Genomic DNA, 15,353 nt, shown 5'->3' with positions numbered 1-15,353 from the left:
GGCGCCAATGCCGCCCTCTTGAACGCCGTCTCGTTCCACCCATATCACCTTCGTGCAGGCCGCTACCAGTGTTTCGGAACCGGAACATCAGGCTGCACACAGACGAAAGCCCGGCCCGATTGGCGGGCGGGTTACTTGAACAGTCGCTCAATGGAGGACTTGACCATGCGTAGCTACGATCTCACCCCCTTCTATCGTTCCACCGTCGGCTTCGACCGCCTCTTCAACCTGCTCGACCAGGCCGGTTCGGACGGCGCCAGCCCCGGCTACCCCCCTTACAATATCGAGCGCACCGGCGAGAACGCCTACCGCATCACCGTTGCGGTGTCGGGCTTCGCCAAGGACGAGCTCTCCATCGTCGCGAAGGAAAATACGCTGACGATCAAGGGCGAGAAGGTCGCCAACGAGAACAGCAAGAACGAAGTGCTGTACCGCGGCATCGCCGCGCGCGCCTTCGAGCGTGCTTTCCAGCTCGCCGACTTCGTGCAGGTGAAGGACGCTTCGCTCGAGAACGGCCTGCTTCACGTCGACCTCGTCCGCGAGATTCCCGAGGCGAAGAAGCCGCGCCAGATCGCGATCAACACCGGCGCGCCGAAAGCGCAGGTGATCGAGAACTCGGCCGCGCAAGCCGCCGCGTAAATCCCGCCCCACTCCAGGTTTGAGAAAACGCCCCGGTGCCCCGGGGCGTTTTTTTTCGTGCGCCGAAGGAATACCGAACGACGGACATTCCATACCTTGCCAGAAGGCAACGATTGCGAACGACGTAGCCGAACTCTTGCGCCGCATCACAGAGCGGTGAGCCGGCGTAACCACACCGCCCTGCGCCTCGTCATTTGGATATCGAACCCAAAACAAGACGGAGAACGACCATGACTTTCTGGCGCAGCCTTTTCGTCGCCGCGAGCCTTCTGGCGGCCCACCTCAGCCTTGCTCACGCCCAGACGCCGCAGACGGTGAAGGCCAGGAACGTCGTCCTGGTGCACGGCGCCTGGGCCGACGGCTCGAGCTGGTCGGAGGTGATTCCGATCCTCCAGGCCGCGGGCCTGCACGTCACCGCCGTTCAGAATCCGCTGTCGTCGCTTGCAGATTCAGTCGAGGCGACGAAGCGCGTGCTGGCCGAGCAGGACGGGCCGACCGTGCTGGTCGCGCATTCCTGGGGCGGCACCGTGATCAGCCAGGTCGGCACCGATCCGAAGGTCAGCGGGCTCGTTTACATCGCCGCACGCGCACCGGACGCGAACGAGGATTTCATCGCGCTGTCGAAGCAATTCCCGACGGCGCCCGCGCGCGCCGGAATCGTCGAGCGCGACGGCTATACCAAGCTGTCGGAAGAGGCTTTCCTGAAGTACTTTGCCAACGGCGTGAAGCCGGAGCAGGCCAGGACGCTCTACGCCGTGCAATGGCCGACCGCGGCCTCGATCTTCGCCGGGCGCACCACGGAGGCGGCATGGCACTCCAGGCCGAGCTGGTACGCCGTGTCGAAGAAGGACGACACCATCAATCCCGATTTCGAGCGCTTCCTCGCCAAGCGCATGAACGCCACAACGATCGAGCTCGACGCCGGCCACCTCTCTCTGGTGTCGCATCCGAAGGAAGTCGCGAATCTGATCCTGGAGGCCGCGGGGTATCCGCGGAGCTGAGGCAGTCGCCGTGATGCAGAAGACGCCTGATTTTTTCAGGCGTCTTTTTGCTTTGCTCGTCTCCCTCCGATGTCGTCCCCGCGAACGCGCGAGGGCGTTCGCAGCGACGACAGGGCCGGGTTTGGCTGGCGCTATCGTCTCAAATCGGCAGGACTAATCCAGCCCCTGCGCCGCCGGCATCTCTTGCGTCGGCAGGATTGTCGGAGCGGGCTTGGCCTGGCCGACGGTCGGCGCGGAGGCTTGAGGCGCGGCCTCCGCCGGCTTCGCCTGCGCAGCAGCGGTCTGCTGCGGAGCTTGGGCCTGAGGCGCTTGAGCCTGCGGGGCTTGCACCTGCTGCGGTGCGGCTTCAGCCGGCTTGGCGGCGGCAACCGGCGTCTCGCCCCGTCGCGGGGCCGCCTTGGGCAGCGGCACGCGGCTCGCCACATGCGGGATCGAAGCCGGCGGGCGCGGCGGACCGCTGCGGATCACGGTCGGCGGCGGCAGCGCGGTCTGCGGCCCATACGGCGCGACCGCACGCTCCTCGTAGGGCGGCGCCATGCCGTAGGCGTCGGCGGCCGGCATGAAACGCAAGATCCGCCCGTCACGGGCATCGATCACCAGCCGGCCGTCGTCGCCGCGGCGGTCGATCGCTGCGATGGTGTAGACATTGCCGCGCAGGCGCGGGATGCCGAGCGGCGAGAAGCCGTTATCGCGCAGCACGGCATAGACCTCGGTGGCCGGCAGCAGCGCCGGAGCCGGGCCGCGCTCCTCGTAGCCGTAATCGTAGCCTTGGCCGTAACGCGGCGGCGGGGGCGGCGCGGCTTCGCCCGGCGCGTAGGGTCCGTCGAAATCCGACACCGTGATCACCGCCCCTCTCGCGATACCGCTTGCGGGAACTTGCGCCAAAACCTGCTGCTGTCCGGCGCTCATGGCGAGCACCAGCGTGGCAGCGGCCACACATCCTGTGAAAAACTTCATCGGTCGACACGCTCCTGTCAGGCCCCCGAAGCCTCGCGCTCTTTCGCTTCTTGCGGCGTGGCGCGCCTTCCGAAGGGTTGATCCGAAGCTTCATCCGGGATTCCGGCGTCCACAGGGCCGGATCGGGGCGCGTTTGCCTCAAAACCGGGGCCGCGCAACTTTCGGAAAGCGATTGATTGACTTATCGGGAATCGGGACTTCCGCGCGCTTGTGTGATAGACAAAAATTTGGCAAGGTGATGGTTAGGACAGGAAGACTGTCTCAATTTTGCTTGCGGTTCCGGCATAGGGATTGCAGCGAAAGTCGGTGCTCTCGAGCACAATAAGGCAGCGGGCAAAGCCGTTCTCGGGGACGAAGAACGCCTTGGCCTGAATTTAAGAAAATGCGGCTCGCTAGCGGACGAGCGGTGACCCAGAGGCGGGTGCCGCGGAACGCCCAAGGTGCGCCGAAGATGGCGGTGAGGCAGCTTGCCGCACGGAGAGGACAGGAACAATGAGCAGGTCGCAAGTCGAGCGCGCAAACATCGTGGCAGAACAGCTGTCGGCGACGGTCGCCTCGAAAACGACCGATCCGATTCAGGAGCATAATTCGCGCCCCACAGCCGAAGGCCTGTACGATCCGAGCCTGGAAAAGGACTCCTGCGGCGTCGGCTTCATCGCCAACATCAAGGGCCAGAAGTCGCACGAGATCGTCTCGGACGCGCTGAACATCCTCTGCAATCTCGAGCATCGCGGCGCTGTCGGCGCCGACCCGCGCGCCGGTGACGGCGCCGGCATCCTGGTGCAGATCCCGCACGCCTTCTTCAGCCGCAAGGCGAAGGAACTCGGCTTCGCGCTGCCCGCGCCCGGCGAATACGCCATCGGCGCGCTGTTCATGCCGCGCGACACCGCCTGGCGCAACGTCATCAAGAGCATCATCGCCGACCAGATCAAGGAAGAGGGCCTGACCCTGCTCGGCTGGCGCGACGTGCCGACCGACAATTCCTCGCTCGGCGTCACCGTGAAGCCGACCGAGCCCGCCTGCATGCAGGTGTTCATCGGCCGCAACGGCACCGCCAAGACCGAGGACGAGTTCGAGCGCCGGCTCTACATCCTGCGCAAGTCGATCTCGCAGGCGATCTACCAGCGCCGCGACCGCGGACTTGCGGGCTATTACCCCTGCTCGATGTCCTGCCGCACCGTGATCTACAAGGGCATGTTCCTCGCCGACCAGCTCGGCAAGTACTATCCCGACCTGCACGAGAAGGACTTCGAGAGCGCGCTGGCGCTGGTGCATCAGCGCTTCTCGACCAACACCTTCCCGGCCTGGTCGCTGGCGCATCCCTATCGCATGATCGCCCATAACGGCGAGATCAACACGCTGCGCGGCAACACCAACTGGATGGCGGCGCGCCAGGCTTCGGTGAGCTCCGAGCTGTACGGCAAGGACATCAACCGGCTCTGGCCGATCTCCTACGAGGGACAGTCGGACACCGCCTGCTTCGACAACGCGCTCGAATTCCTGGTGCAGGGCGGCTACTCGCTGCCGCACGCCGTCATGATGATGATTCCGGAGGCGTGGGCCGGCAATCCCCTGATGGATGAGAAGCGCCGCGCCTTCTACGAATATCATGCCGCGCTGATGGAGCCGTGGGACGGCCCCGCCGCGATCGCCTTCACCGACGGCCGCCAGATCGGCGCCACGCTCGACCGCAACGGCCTCAGGCCCGCGCGCTATCTCGTCACCAAGGACGACCGCATCGTGATGGCGTCCGAGATGGGCGTGCTGACGATCCCCGAGGACCAGATCATCACCAAGTGGCGCCTGCAGCCCGGCAAGATGCTGCTGGTCGACCTCGAACAGGGCCGTCTCATTCCCGACGACGAGATCAAGGCCGAGCTCGCCAGGAGCCATCCCTACAAGGAGTGGCTGGAGCGGACCCAGATCGTGCTGGAAGAGCTGCCGAAGGTCCCGACCACCGGCGTGCGCTCGAACCTGTCGCTGCTCGATCGCCAGCAGGCGTTCGGCTACAGCCAGGAAGACATCGCCATCCTGATGACGCCGATGGCCGCCACCGGCGAGGAAGCCGCGGGCTCGATGGGCAACGACACGCCGATCTCGGCGCTGTCGGACAAGGCCAAGCCGCTGTTCACCTACTTCAAGCAGAACTTCGCGCAGGTCACCAACCCGCCGATCGACCCGATCCGCGAGGAGCTGGTGATGAGCCTCGTCTCCATCATCGGACCGCGCCCGAACCTGTTCGACCTGCAGGGCATGGCCACGACCAAGCGCCTCGAAGTGCGCCAGCCGATCCTGACCGACGCGGACCTGGAAAAGATCCGCTCGATCTCGGAAGTGGCCGAGTCGCACTTCAAGTCGCGCACGCTGGACACCACCTTCCACGCCGGTCTCGGCGCGGCCGGCATGGACCAGGTGCTCGACGAGCTTTGCGCACGCGCCGAGAGCGCGGTGCGCGAAGGCGTCAACATCATCATCCTGTCCGACCGCATGGTCGGCACCGACCGGGTTCCGATCCCGTCGCTGCTGGCCTGCGCCGCCGTGCATCATCATCTGATCCGCACCGGCTTGCGCACGTCGGTCGGCCTCGTCGTCGAATCCGGTGAGCCGCGCGAAGTGCATCACTTCGCCTGCCTCGCCGGCTACGGCGCCGAAGCGATCAACCCCTACCTCGCGTTCGAGACCATCATCGCGATGAAGGACCGCCTGCCCGGCTCGCTCGACGACTACGAGATCGTCAAGCGCTACATCAAGTCGATCGGCAAGGGCCTTCTGAAGGTGATGTCCAAGATGGGCATCTCGACCTACCAGTCCTATTGCGGTGCGCAGATCTTCGACGCGGTCGGCCTCAAGGCGGACTTCGTCGCAAAGTTCTTCGCGGGAACGCATAGCCGCGTCGAGGGCGTCGGCCTTGGCGAGATCGCCGAGGAAGCCGTGCGCCGTCATGCCGACGCGTTCGGCGAGGCTCAGGTCTACAAGACCTCGCTCGACGTCGGCGGCGAATATGCCTATCGCAGCCGCGGCGAGGACCATGCCTGGACCGCGGAGTCGGTGTCGCTGCTGCAGCACGCCGCGCGCGGCAACTCGCAGGAGCGCTATCGCGCCTTTGCGAAGATCCTCAATGAGCAGTCCGAGCGCCTGTTGACGCTGCGCGGCCTGTTCCGGATCAAGAACGCGGACGAGGACAAGCGCAAGCCGATCCCGATCGACCAGGTCGAGCCGGCCAAGGACATCGTCAAGCGTTTCGCCACGGGCGCGATGAGCTTCGGCTCGATCTCGCGCGAGGCCCACACCACGCTCGCGATCGCCATGAACCGGATCGGCGGCAAGTCGAACACCGGTGAAGGCGGCGAGGAAGCCGACCGCTTCAAGCCGATGCCGAACGGCGATTCCATGCGCTCGGCGATCAAGCAGGTGGCCTCGGGCCGCTTCGGCGTCACCACGGAGTATCTCGTCAACTCCGACATGATGCAGATCAAGATGGCGCAGGGCGCCAAGCCCGGCGAAGGCGGCCAGCTGCCCGGCCACAAGGTCGACGCCACCATCGCCAAGGTGCGTCACTCGACCCCGGGCGTCGGCCTGATCTCGCCGCCGCCGCACCACGACATCTACTCGATCGAGGATCTGGCGCAGCTCATCTACGACCTCAAGAACGTCAACCCGACGGGTGACGTCTCGGTCAAGCTCGTCTCCGAGATCGGCGTCGGCACGGTCGCCGCGGGCGTTGCCAAGGCGCGCGCCGACCATGTGACCATCGCGGGCTTCGAGGGCGGCACCGGTGCATCGCCCCTGACCTCGATCAAGCATGCCGGCTCGCCGTGGGAGATCGGCCTTGCCGAAACCCACCAGACGCTGGTGCGCGAGCGGCTGCGCAGCCGCATCGTGGTTCAGGTCGACGGCGGCTTCCGCACCGGCCGTGACGTCGTGATCGGCGCGCTGCTGGGCGCCGACGAGTTCGGCTTCGCCACCGCGCCGCTGATCGCGGCCGGCTGCATCATGATGCGCAAGTGCCATCTCAACACCTGCCCGGTCGGCGTCGCGACCCAGGATCCCGTCCTGCGCAAGCGCTTCACCGGCCAGCCCGAGCACGTCATCAACTACTTCTTCTTCGTCGCCGAGGAAGTCCGCGAGATCATGGCCTCGCTCGGCTTCCGCACCTTCAACGAGATGGTCGGCCAGGTGCAACTGCTCGACCAGACCCGGCTGGTCGCGCACTGGAAGGCCAAGGGCCTCGACTTCTCCAAGCTGTTCGTCAAGCAGAAGGAGGAGAAGGGCCAGAAGATCTATCATTCCGAGCGCCAGAACCATCATCTGGAAGCCGTGCTCGACCGCACGCTAATCGAGCAGGCCAAGCCTGCGCTCGACCGCGGCGCGCCGGTGAAGATCGAGGCCAGGATCAACAGCACCAACCGCTCCGCGGGCGCGATGCTGTCCGGTGCGGTCGCCAAGATCTACGGCCATGCCGGCCTGCCCCACGACACCATCCATGTCGGCCTCAAGGGCACCGCCGGCCAGGCCTTCGGCGCCTGGCTCGCCCACGGCGTCACCTTCGAGCTCGAAGGTGAAGGCAACGATTATGTCGGCAAGGGCCTCTCGGGCGGCAAGATCATCGTCAAGCCGCCGAAGAACTCCGGCATCGTGCCGGAAGAGAGCATCATCGTCGGCAACACCGTGATGTACGGCGCGATCGAGGGCGAGTGCTACTTCCGCGGCATCGCCGGCGAACGTTTCGCCGTGCGCAATTCGGGCGCGGTCGCCGTCGTCGAGGGCGCGGGCGATCATTGCTGCGAATACATGACCGGCGGCATCGTGGTCGTGCTCGGCAAGACCGGGCGCAACTTCGCGGCCGGCATGTCCGGCGGCATCGCCTACGTGCTCGACGAGACCGGCGACTTCGACCGTCTGTGCAACATGGCCATGGTCGAGCTCGAGCCGGTGCTGTCGGAGGAGATGATCAACGCCGACACCTATCACGCCTCCGGCGACCTCGAAGCGCACGGCCGGGTCGACGTGTTCAAGAACCTGCTCGCCTCCGACGTCGAGCGGCTGCACGTCCTGATCTCGCGCCACGCGAAAGCCACCGGCTCCAAGCGCGCCGCCGACATCCTCGCCAATTGGAAGGAATGGCTGCCCAAATTCCGCAAGGTGATGCCGGTCGAGTACCGGCGCGCGCTGCGCGAAATGGCCGCCAACGCGGACGCCGAGCCGAAAATCGCGATCGGGGCGTAATTCTCACAACGCGTCATTCCGGGGCGCGCAAAGCGCGAACCCGGAATCTCGCAAGGACAACCTCCAGGTTCCGGGTCTGCGCGCCGAGCGCGCATCCCGGAACGACGGATAAAGAAACCTAAGCGGCAGGGACTTCGGGTTTAATGGGCAAGATCACGGGTTTTCTCGAAATCGAACGGCGCGACCGCAAGTACACCCCGGTCGCCGAGCGCGTGAAGCATTACAACGAGTTCGTCGTTCCCCTCTCCGAGAAAGAGGTGCGCGACCAGGCTGCGCGCTGCATGAATTGCGGCATTCCCTACTGCCACGGCACCGGCTCGGTCGCGCCGGGCACGCCCGGCTGCCCGGTCAACAACCAGATCCCCGATTGGAACGACCTCGTCTACCAGGGCAACTGGGAAGAGGCCTCGCGCAATCTGCACTCGACCAACAATTTCCCGGAGTTCACGGGCCGCATCTGTCCGGCGCCATGTGAGGCCTCCTGCACGCTCAACATCGACGACAACCCCGTCACCATCAAGACCATCGAATGCGCGATCGTCGACCGCGCCTGGGACAATGGCTGGCTGAAGCCGGAAGTGGCCGCGGTGAAGACCGGCAAGAAGGTCGCCGTGATCGGCTCGGGTCCGGCCGGCATGGCCTGCGCGCAGCAGCTCGCGCGCGCCGGCCACGACGTGCACCTGTTCGAGAAGTACGCCAAGGCCGGCGGCCTGCTGCGCTACGGCATCCCCGACTTCAAGATGGAGAAGGGCGTCATCGACCGCCGCGTCAAGCAGATGGAAGGCGAAGGCGTCACCTTCCACTACAACAGCCATGTCGGCGCTGACGGCAATGTCGATCCGCGCGAGATGCTCAACGATTACGACGCCGTGGCGCTGACCGGCGGCGCGGAAGCCCCGCGCGACCTGCCGATCCCCGGCCGCGACCTCCAGGGCATTCACTACGCCATGGACTTCCTGCCGCAGCAGAACCGCCGCGTCTCGAGCGAGCCGTTGAACGGCGTCCAGGAAATCCTGGCCGCCGGCAAGCACGTCGTCGTCATCGGCGGCGGCGATACCGGCTCGGACTGCATCGGCACGTCACTGCGCCAGGGCGCGCTGTCGGTGACCCAGCTCGAGATCATGCCCGCTCCCCCCGAGCGCGAGAACAAGGGCCTGACCTGGCCGAACTGGCCGCTGAAGATGCGGACGTCCTCGAGCCAGGCCGAAGGCGCGGTGCGCGAGTTCGCCGTGCTGACGCAGAAGTTTTCCGGCGAGAACGGCCAAGTCAAGAAGCTGCACTGCGTCCACGTCGACGACAAGTTCAAGCCGATTGCCGGCACCGAGTTCGAGCTCGATGCCGAGCTCGTCCTGCTCGCCATGGGCTTCGTCCACCCCGTGCACGAGGGCCTGCTCAAGCTGCTCTCGGTCGAGCTCGACCCGCGCGGCAACGTCAAGGCCAACACGCTGGACTACCAGACCTCGCGCCCGAACGTGTTCACCGCCGGCGACATGCGCCGTGGCCAGTCGCTGGTGGTCTGGGCGATCCGTGAGGGCCGGCTGTGCGCACGGTCGATCGATACGTTCCTGATGGGGAAGACGGACCTGCCAAGGTAGGTTCCGTCATTCCGGGGCGCGCCACTTGGCGCGAGCCCGGAATCCATCGGGCCTCAGCGCTCGTGGATAAATGGATTCCGGGCTCGCGCGACGCGCGCCCCGGAATGACGGCGGAAGAGTAGTGCCTCGTACTGCGACGGGCGCACTAATTCTGCAGCCTGACCCCCAGCATCACCACCGTCCCCTGCGAGCTTGACCCCGGCTGGTTCGAATCCAGGATGTCGTGGCGCAGCGTGCCCTTGACCCAGATGTTGCGGTTGAGCTTGTAGATCAGGTTGCCTTCGAGCGAGTAGGTCTTGTCGTTGCGGTTCTGGCCCTGGTAGTCGAGCGTGCCGTAGGTGAACTTGCCGACCGCGGTGAGCCAGCGGCGGAAGTCGTGGTCGACCTCGGCGGAGTACGTGCGCACCAGCACGCCGGACGAACCGGGGACGGTGGTCTCGGCGATCTGCGTGTCGGTGAAGAATTTCACCGTGGTGAGGCCGCTCGCATTCCAGATCAGCGAGCCCGAGGTGAGAAACCCTGCGAGCTGGCTGAGGCGCGGATCGGTGTAGTTGCGCGCGGAATAGCCCACCGAGACCTCGCCGGTGAGGATGCGCGAGAATTCAAAGGACGAGCCGACCTTGGCGTAGCCACCGTTCGAATCGCGGAAATAGCCGTTGCGGTCGGCGGCCTGATCGTGGACGCGGGTGTCGCCCTGGATCTCGACGAACGGCTTCAGGCCCGGCTTGAGGTCGTAGGAGAAGCGCCCCACGCCGCCATACTGGTTGAAGTCGCGGTCGTTGTTGCTGAAGGTCGAGCCGTCCGTGAGCTTTGAATCGGTGTAGGCGGTGCGATCCACGGTGGCGCCGGCGGCGACCTGGAAACGATTGAAGGTCTGGTCGAAGCCGACCGTGGTGCCGTAGGAGGCGTACACCGGATATTTCTGCAGGCCGGCCTGCACGTTCGGGCTGCCGGGATTGTCGGTGGCGAGCCGCAGGCGCAGCTGCGAGGTCAGCTTGAGATCGCGGTCGACGTCGAGGCGGCCGTCGACATGGCCGGTGAAATCGGGACGATTGATCTCGACCGGCGAGGGCGAGGCAAAACCGTCGATCGTCGCCGGCATGTTGTTGGTGTAGCCGGAGAACGAGCCGCGCAGATCGGCGACCAGCGCGTGGCGCTCCCAGTCGGACTGAACAAGAAGGTCGGGCGCAACGACATAGACCGGCGATCCCACCGGCTTGTTGAGGCGCGCCGGATTGGTGTCGTAGCCGGTGGAGAGCTCGAGCCCGCCCTTGATCAGGAAGCTGCCGGCATAATCGCCGACGGCGCCGAACGGATCGTCATCCGCCTTGAGGCGGCGACGCAGCGGCTGGCCGGGCACGGTGCCCGCCATCGCAGCCGGCACCGGCGCCTTGTTGGCGGACGCCGACGGCGGCGGCGCGATCTTGGGCAGGCCGAGCGTGGATGGCGGCGGCGCCGTGGTCGGCGCCGGCGAGCCGGGACCGGCTGCGCGCTTCGGCTTCGGCTGGCCCGGATAGAGCTTGGGTTGCTGTCGCTTGCGGTTGAGCGAGTCGTAGCCGGAGCTGCTCGCGCCGGTGGCGGCCGGAAGGCCGTAAGTCGGGACCTGACCGATGCGCGAGGTTGCCGGTGTCTGCTGCCGCTTGCGCGGATCGGCGCTGGGATCGGGCAGCGCCGGCAACGTATCCGCCGGCGCCTGCGGCACGCCCGCCGTACGGCGCGTCGGCAGCGTCTCGGGCGAGGCGAAGCCGCCGCGGTTGGGATTGAACAGGTCGGGCGTGAGGCTCTGGGCGGCCGCGGGAGCGCTTCCGAGGGCCGTCAGCGCCAGACCCGGCACAAGGCACGGCAAAGCAGCGCGCAGAACTTGCGCGCGTTTGCTCCGGCCGGTGCCTGGAGGCGACCCCACGATGTAATAACTCCAACGAAATCAAACACTTTCGCGATCATCCCCGCCGAACGGCGGGAGCCATCGTTAATGGAGTTAAAACAATTATGGTTAATGACCCGTTGAGGGCCTTGGCGCGCGCGTCGCCTCCCGGGCCCGGGCGTGCTAATGAAGCGCCGACTGGGGCAACGCCCCTCCTCCCTGGATCACATTATGCCGAGTTCGAAACCGCTGATGACCGCATCATCCGGCCCCATCCCCGACAGCGTCGAATCCGCGCTCCGCACCCTGGAGACGGAGAGCGGCGGCATCAACGCGCTCGCAGCCGCCTTGCGCGGCCCGCTCGGCGAGACCTTTGCCAGGGCGGTCGACCTGATCCGCAACGCCAAGGGCCGCGTCATCGTCACCGGGCTCGGCAAATCAGGCCATATGGGGCGCAAGATCGCCGCGACGCTGGCCTCGACCGGCACGCCCGCCTTCTTCGTGCACGCCGCCGAGGCCGGCCATGGCGATCTCGGCATGATCACCACCGACGACGTCATCGTGGCGCTGTCCTGGTCCGGCGAGCAGCCGGAGATGAAGAACGTCGTGAACTATTCCGCGCGATTCGCCATTCCCATGATCGCGGTGACGTCGAACGCGGCGTCCTCGCTGGGACAAGCCGCCGACATCGTGATCGAGCTGCCGAAGGCCCGCGAGGCCTGCCCGCACAATCTGGCGCCGACCACCTCGACGTTGATGCAGGCTGCGATTGGCGATGCGCTCGCGATCGCGCTGCTCGAAGGCCGCGGCTTCACCGCGCTCGAGTTCGCGCATTTCCATCCCGGCGGCAAGCTGGGCGCGATGCTGAAATTCGTCCGCGACTACATGCGCACGGGCGCCGAGATCCCGGTCAAGCCGCTCGGCACCATGATGTCGGAGGCCGTGGTCGAGATGTCGGCCAAGGGTCTCGGCTGCGTCTGCATCGTCAACGAAGCGGGCGAGGTCGCGGGCATCATCACCGACGGCGATCTGCGCCGCCACATGCGTCCCGACCTGCTGACGGCATCGGTCGACGAGATCATGACGAAGCAGCCGAAGACGGTGCCGCCCTCGATGCTCGCCACCGAGATGATCGAGGTGCTGAACACCCGCAAGATCACCACGCTGGTCGTGACCGAAGCGGGCAAGGTCGTGGGCATCGTGCATCTGCACGATCTGCTGCGGGCGGGCGTGGCGTAGATCCTCCCACCTCATTGCGGGGAGCGAAGCGACGAAGCAATGACGGCGGTTAGAGGGGTGCCGGAAATCGCGCCGCCTTCTCCTCCAGCGGCAGCCGCAGCCCGTTCGCCAGATACGACACCGTGCGGTAGAAGCCGCACAGCAGGATGATCTCCAGGATCTGCGCCTCGTCGTAGTGCGCCGACAGCGCGGCAAACTCCTCGTCGCTCAATGTCGCACGGCTGTGCAACGCATCGACAGCTGCGATCATCGCCTGCTCGGCCGGCGACCAACACGGTGACGCCGCATCACCCTGCACGGTGGCACGGACCTCTTCCTCAGTCAGTTTCGCCGGCGCGGCAAAGATCGCGACATGCACGCCCCATTCATACTCGCATCGGTTCAGCGCGCAGGTGCGGTCGATGACGATCTCGCGCTGGCGCAGCGAGAGTGGGCCAGGATCGAGCAGCCCGCCGGCACGAAACTTGTCCCAGGCGCGATTGTGGCCCGCCATCACCCGGAACAGCATCAGCGGCGGCGCGCCGCGCATGATGCGATCGAACTGCGCCTGGATCTCCGGGGGATAAGGCGGCGCGAGCGGGGCAATGCGCGGTATGGCTTCGGACATGGGCCAATTCCTTTGCTACATTTATCGTAGCACTACGCTACACTATCTGTAGCGACACGCAAGGGACCGCCGATGGCGAAACAGGCCGACTCCAAGACACGTAGCGTCCGCGGCTCCCGCACGGGCCGCCCGATCATGGTGCTGCTCGACCTGCTCGGCCGGCGCTGGAGCCTGCGAATACTCTGGGAGCTACGCGACGAGCCCCTCACCTCCCGGGCCTTGCGCACTGCCTGCGACGACGCCTCGCCCACGGTGCTGCAGGCGCGGCTGACGGAGTTGCGCGAGGCGGGCTTCGTGGAGCTTGAAGAGGGCGGAGGTTATGGGCTCACGCCGCTCGGGCGGGATTTGTGCGAGATGGTCATGCCACTGCACCGCTTTGCGGAGCGGTGGCAGGGCTCTTCCCCCTCTCCCCGCTTGCAGGGAGAGGGTCGGGGTAAGGGGGAGCCTCCGCGCAGACGGTGAAAGATGGACTCGCGAAACGGTCCCTCTCACCCGGATTGCATCTGCGATGCAATCCGGCCCCTCCTCGCGAGCGGGGAGCGGCGAAGAAGACTCACGCCGCGGCCACGGTCAAATTGGCACCGTCCACCTGCACCACCTTCACCCGCGTCCCCGCCGGCGTATCGGGCCCGGCCACGCGCCACACGGTGTCACCGATGCGCATGGTGCCGCTGCCGTCGACGATCGGCTTCTCCAGGGTGAACTCGCGCCCGAGCAGCGCATCGGCGCGCTTGTTGAGGAACGGACTGGCGCTCGCATCCGGCTTCGGCCGGGCCAGGCGGCGCCACACCGGAACGGCGGCGGCGGCGAACAGCGCGAACATCACGAGCTGGATCTGCCAGGATATGACGACCGCGAACGAGATCAGGCCGACGAACAGCGCAGCGAGCCCGAGCCAGAACAGGAAGACACCCGGCGCCAGCACCTCCAGCGCCATCAGGATGAAGCCGAAGATCAGCCAGTTCCAGGTGCCGAGCGATACGAACATGTCGGTCATGACACGACCTTCTATCATGGTGCATGCCCCTGCCTGAAGGGACATGCGCCGGTGACTATCCCTGTCGCGGCGGCACCGCCGGCGGCGTGCCGCCGGTCGGCGGCACCGAGCCCGGGCGGCGCGCGGCGGCCGCTGCGGAGGCCGCGCTTTCGCCGAACGTCGCCTTGGCGATCTCGCCGATGCCGGCGAGCGAGCCCAGCATGCTGGTCGCCTCGATCGGCAGCATGATGATCTTCTGGTTCGGCGCGTCGGCGAACTGGCCGAACGCCTTGATGTACTTGTCGGCGATGAAATAATTCAACGCCGCGACGTCGCCCTTGGAAATCGCATCGCTGACCATCTGGGTTGCCTTGGCCTCGGCTTCCGCGGAACGTTCGCGGGCCTCGGCGTCGCGGAACGCGGCTTCCTTACGGCCTTCGGCCTGGAGGATCTGGCCCTGCTTGGCGCCTTCGGCGCGCAGGATCTCGGACTGGCGCTGGCCCTCGGCGGCGAGAATGTCGGCGCGCTTGACCCGCTCGGCCTTCATCTGCCGGCCCATGGCCTCGACGAGGTCGGCGGGCGGCACGATGTCCTTGATCTCTATGCGGTTGACCTTCAGGCCCCAGGGGGAGACCGCGGCATCGACCACGCGCAAGAGGCGCTCGTTGATCTCGTCGCGATGCGACAGCACCTGGTCGAGATCCATGGCACCCATCACCGAGCGGATGTTGGTCATGGTCAGGACCGTGATGGCTTGCGTCAGGTTGGAGACCTCGTAGCTCGCCTTCGCCGCGTCGAACACCTGGTAGAACGCAACACCGTCCACGGTGACGGTGGCGTTGTCCTTGGTGATGACCTCCTGCTCGGGAATGTCGATCACCTGCTCCATCATGTTGATCTTGCGTCCGACGCGATCGAAATAGGGCACGATCAGGTTGAGCCCGGGGCTCAGCGTCTGCGTGTACTTGCCGAACCGCTCGATGGTCCAGTCATAGCCCTGCGGCACCGTCTTCACGCCGGCAACCAGCGTGACGATGACGAGCAGGACCAGAACAATCGCGAAAATGTCGAAACCGCTCATAGCTCCTCCAAGCCGGAAAAAGATGCCGGGAAAAGGCCCTTTCCGGCGCTGTCATTGGTCGGGATCACGACCCTACCGGTTCAGCGGTCGCAATTCACGTCGGTATCGGCACAATTCCGCACAAGGCGTCCGGACGGGGGAATGGCCACGATATGTATTTGCGACCGG

Annotated in this window: 11 protein-coding genes; 6 read left to right on the top strand and 5 right to left on the bottom strand. The window is 66.0% G+C overall.

Annotated elements, in window-relative coordinates:
* Window positions 1-165 precede the first annotated feature (165 nt).
* Entirely contained in the window at window positions 166-639 is a 474-nt protein-coding gene (locus CO669_RS01335; protein WP_198963757.1) for an Hsp20 family protein, read from the top strand.
* A 230-nt stretch (window positions 640-869) separates the two neighbouring features.
* Window positions 870-1,640 (top strand): alpha/beta fold hydrolase, encoded by a 771-nt coding sequence (locus CO669_RS01330; protein WP_097657399.1) that lies wholly within the window; start codon window positions 870-872, stop codon window positions 1,638-1,640.
* 153 nt (window positions 1,641-1,793) lie between these two features.
* Here the strand turns inward: CO669_RS01330 and CO669_RS01325 are convergent, their stop codons facing one another.
* The gene (locus tag CO669_RS01325) at window positions 1,794-2,597 is read right to left on the bottom strand and encodes a hypothetical protein (RefSeq protein WP_097657398.1); all 804 of its coding nucleotides are present in this window, start codon (window positions 2,595-2,597) and stop codon (window positions 1,794-1,796) included.
* A 492-nt stretch (window positions 2,598-3,089) separates the two neighbouring features.
* Between CO669_RS01325 and gltB the strand changes: the two genes are divergently transcribed.
* Window positions 3,090-7,823, top strand: a complete 4,734-nt coding sequence (gene gltB, locus CO669_RS01320; protein ID WP_097657397.1) for a glutamate synthase large subunit — start codon at window positions 3,090-3,092, stop codon at window positions 7,821-7,823.
* A 143-nt stretch (window positions 7,824-7,966) separates the two neighbouring features.
* The gene (locus tag CO669_RS01315) at window positions 7,967-9,418 is read left to right on the top strand and encodes a glutamate synthase subunit beta (RefSeq protein ID WP_097657396.1); all 1,452 of its coding nucleotides are present in this window, start codon (window positions 7,967-7,969) and stop codon (window positions 9,416-9,418) included.
* 145 nt (window positions 9,419-9,563) lie between these two features.
* On the opposite strand, the gene CO669_RS01310 is transcribed toward CO669_RS01315, so the two are convergent.
* Window positions 9,564-11,321, bottom strand: a complete 1,758-nt coding sequence (locus CO669_RS01310) for an outer membrane beta-barrel protein (RefSeq protein ID WP_097657395.1) — start codon at window positions 11,319-11,321, stop codon at window positions 9,564-9,566.
* 192 nt (window positions 11,322-11,513) lie between these two features.
* On the opposite strand from CO669_RS01310, the gene CO669_RS01305 reads away from it, so the two are divergent.
* On the top strand, window positions 11,514-12,521 hold the full coding sequence (locus CO669_RS01305) for a KpsF/GutQ family sugar-phosphate isomerase (protein ID WP_097657394.1): 1,008 nt from the start codon (window positions 11,514-11,516) through the stop codon (window positions 12,519-12,521).
* Between the two features lie 49 nt (window positions 12,522-12,570).
* On the opposite strand, the gene CO669_RS01300 is transcribed toward CO669_RS01305, so the two are convergent.
* A complete protein-coding gene (locus CO669_RS01300) occupies window positions 12,571-13,128 on the bottom strand; it encodes a carboxymuconolactone decarboxylase family protein (RefSeq protein ID WP_097657393.1) in 558 nt (185 codons plus the stop codon).
* Between the two features lie 72 nt (window positions 13,129-13,200).
* Between CO669_RS01300 and CO669_RS01295 the strand changes: the two genes are divergently transcribed.
* The gene (locus CO669_RS01295) at window positions 13,201-13,590 is read left to right on the top strand and encodes a winged helix-turn-helix transcriptional regulator (RefSeq protein WP_097657392.1); all 390 of its coding nucleotides are present in this window, start codon (window positions 13,201-13,203) and stop codon (window positions 13,588-13,590) included.
* Window positions 13,591-13,681: 91 nt separating this feature from the next.
* Here the strand turns inward: CO669_RS01295 and CO669_RS01290 are convergent, their stop codons facing one another.
* Together CO669_RS01290 and CO669_RS01285 are read right to left on the bottom strand one after the other, a co-directional pair.
* Window positions 13,682-14,125, bottom strand: a complete 444-nt coding sequence (locus CO669_RS01290; protein ID WP_097657391.1) for an NfeD family protein — start codon at window positions 14,123-14,125, stop codon at window positions 13,682-13,684.
* Window positions 14,126-14,180: 55 nt separating this feature from the next.
* On the bottom strand, window positions 14,181-15,185 hold the full coding sequence (locus CO669_RS01285) for an SPFH domain-containing protein (protein WP_097657390.1): 1,005 nt from the start codon (window positions 15,183-15,185) through the stop codon (window positions 14,181-14,183).
* Window positions 15,186-15,353: the final 168 nt, after the last annotated feature.

The organism is Bradyrhizobium sp. Y36 (assembly GCF_002531575.1).
Lineage (GTDB): Bacteria > Pseudomonadota > Alphaproteobacteria > Rhizobiales > Xanthobacteraceae > Bradyrhizobium.
Note: the sequence above shows the minus strand (reverse complement) of the source record. Positions and strands in the feature narration are given on the sequence as shown.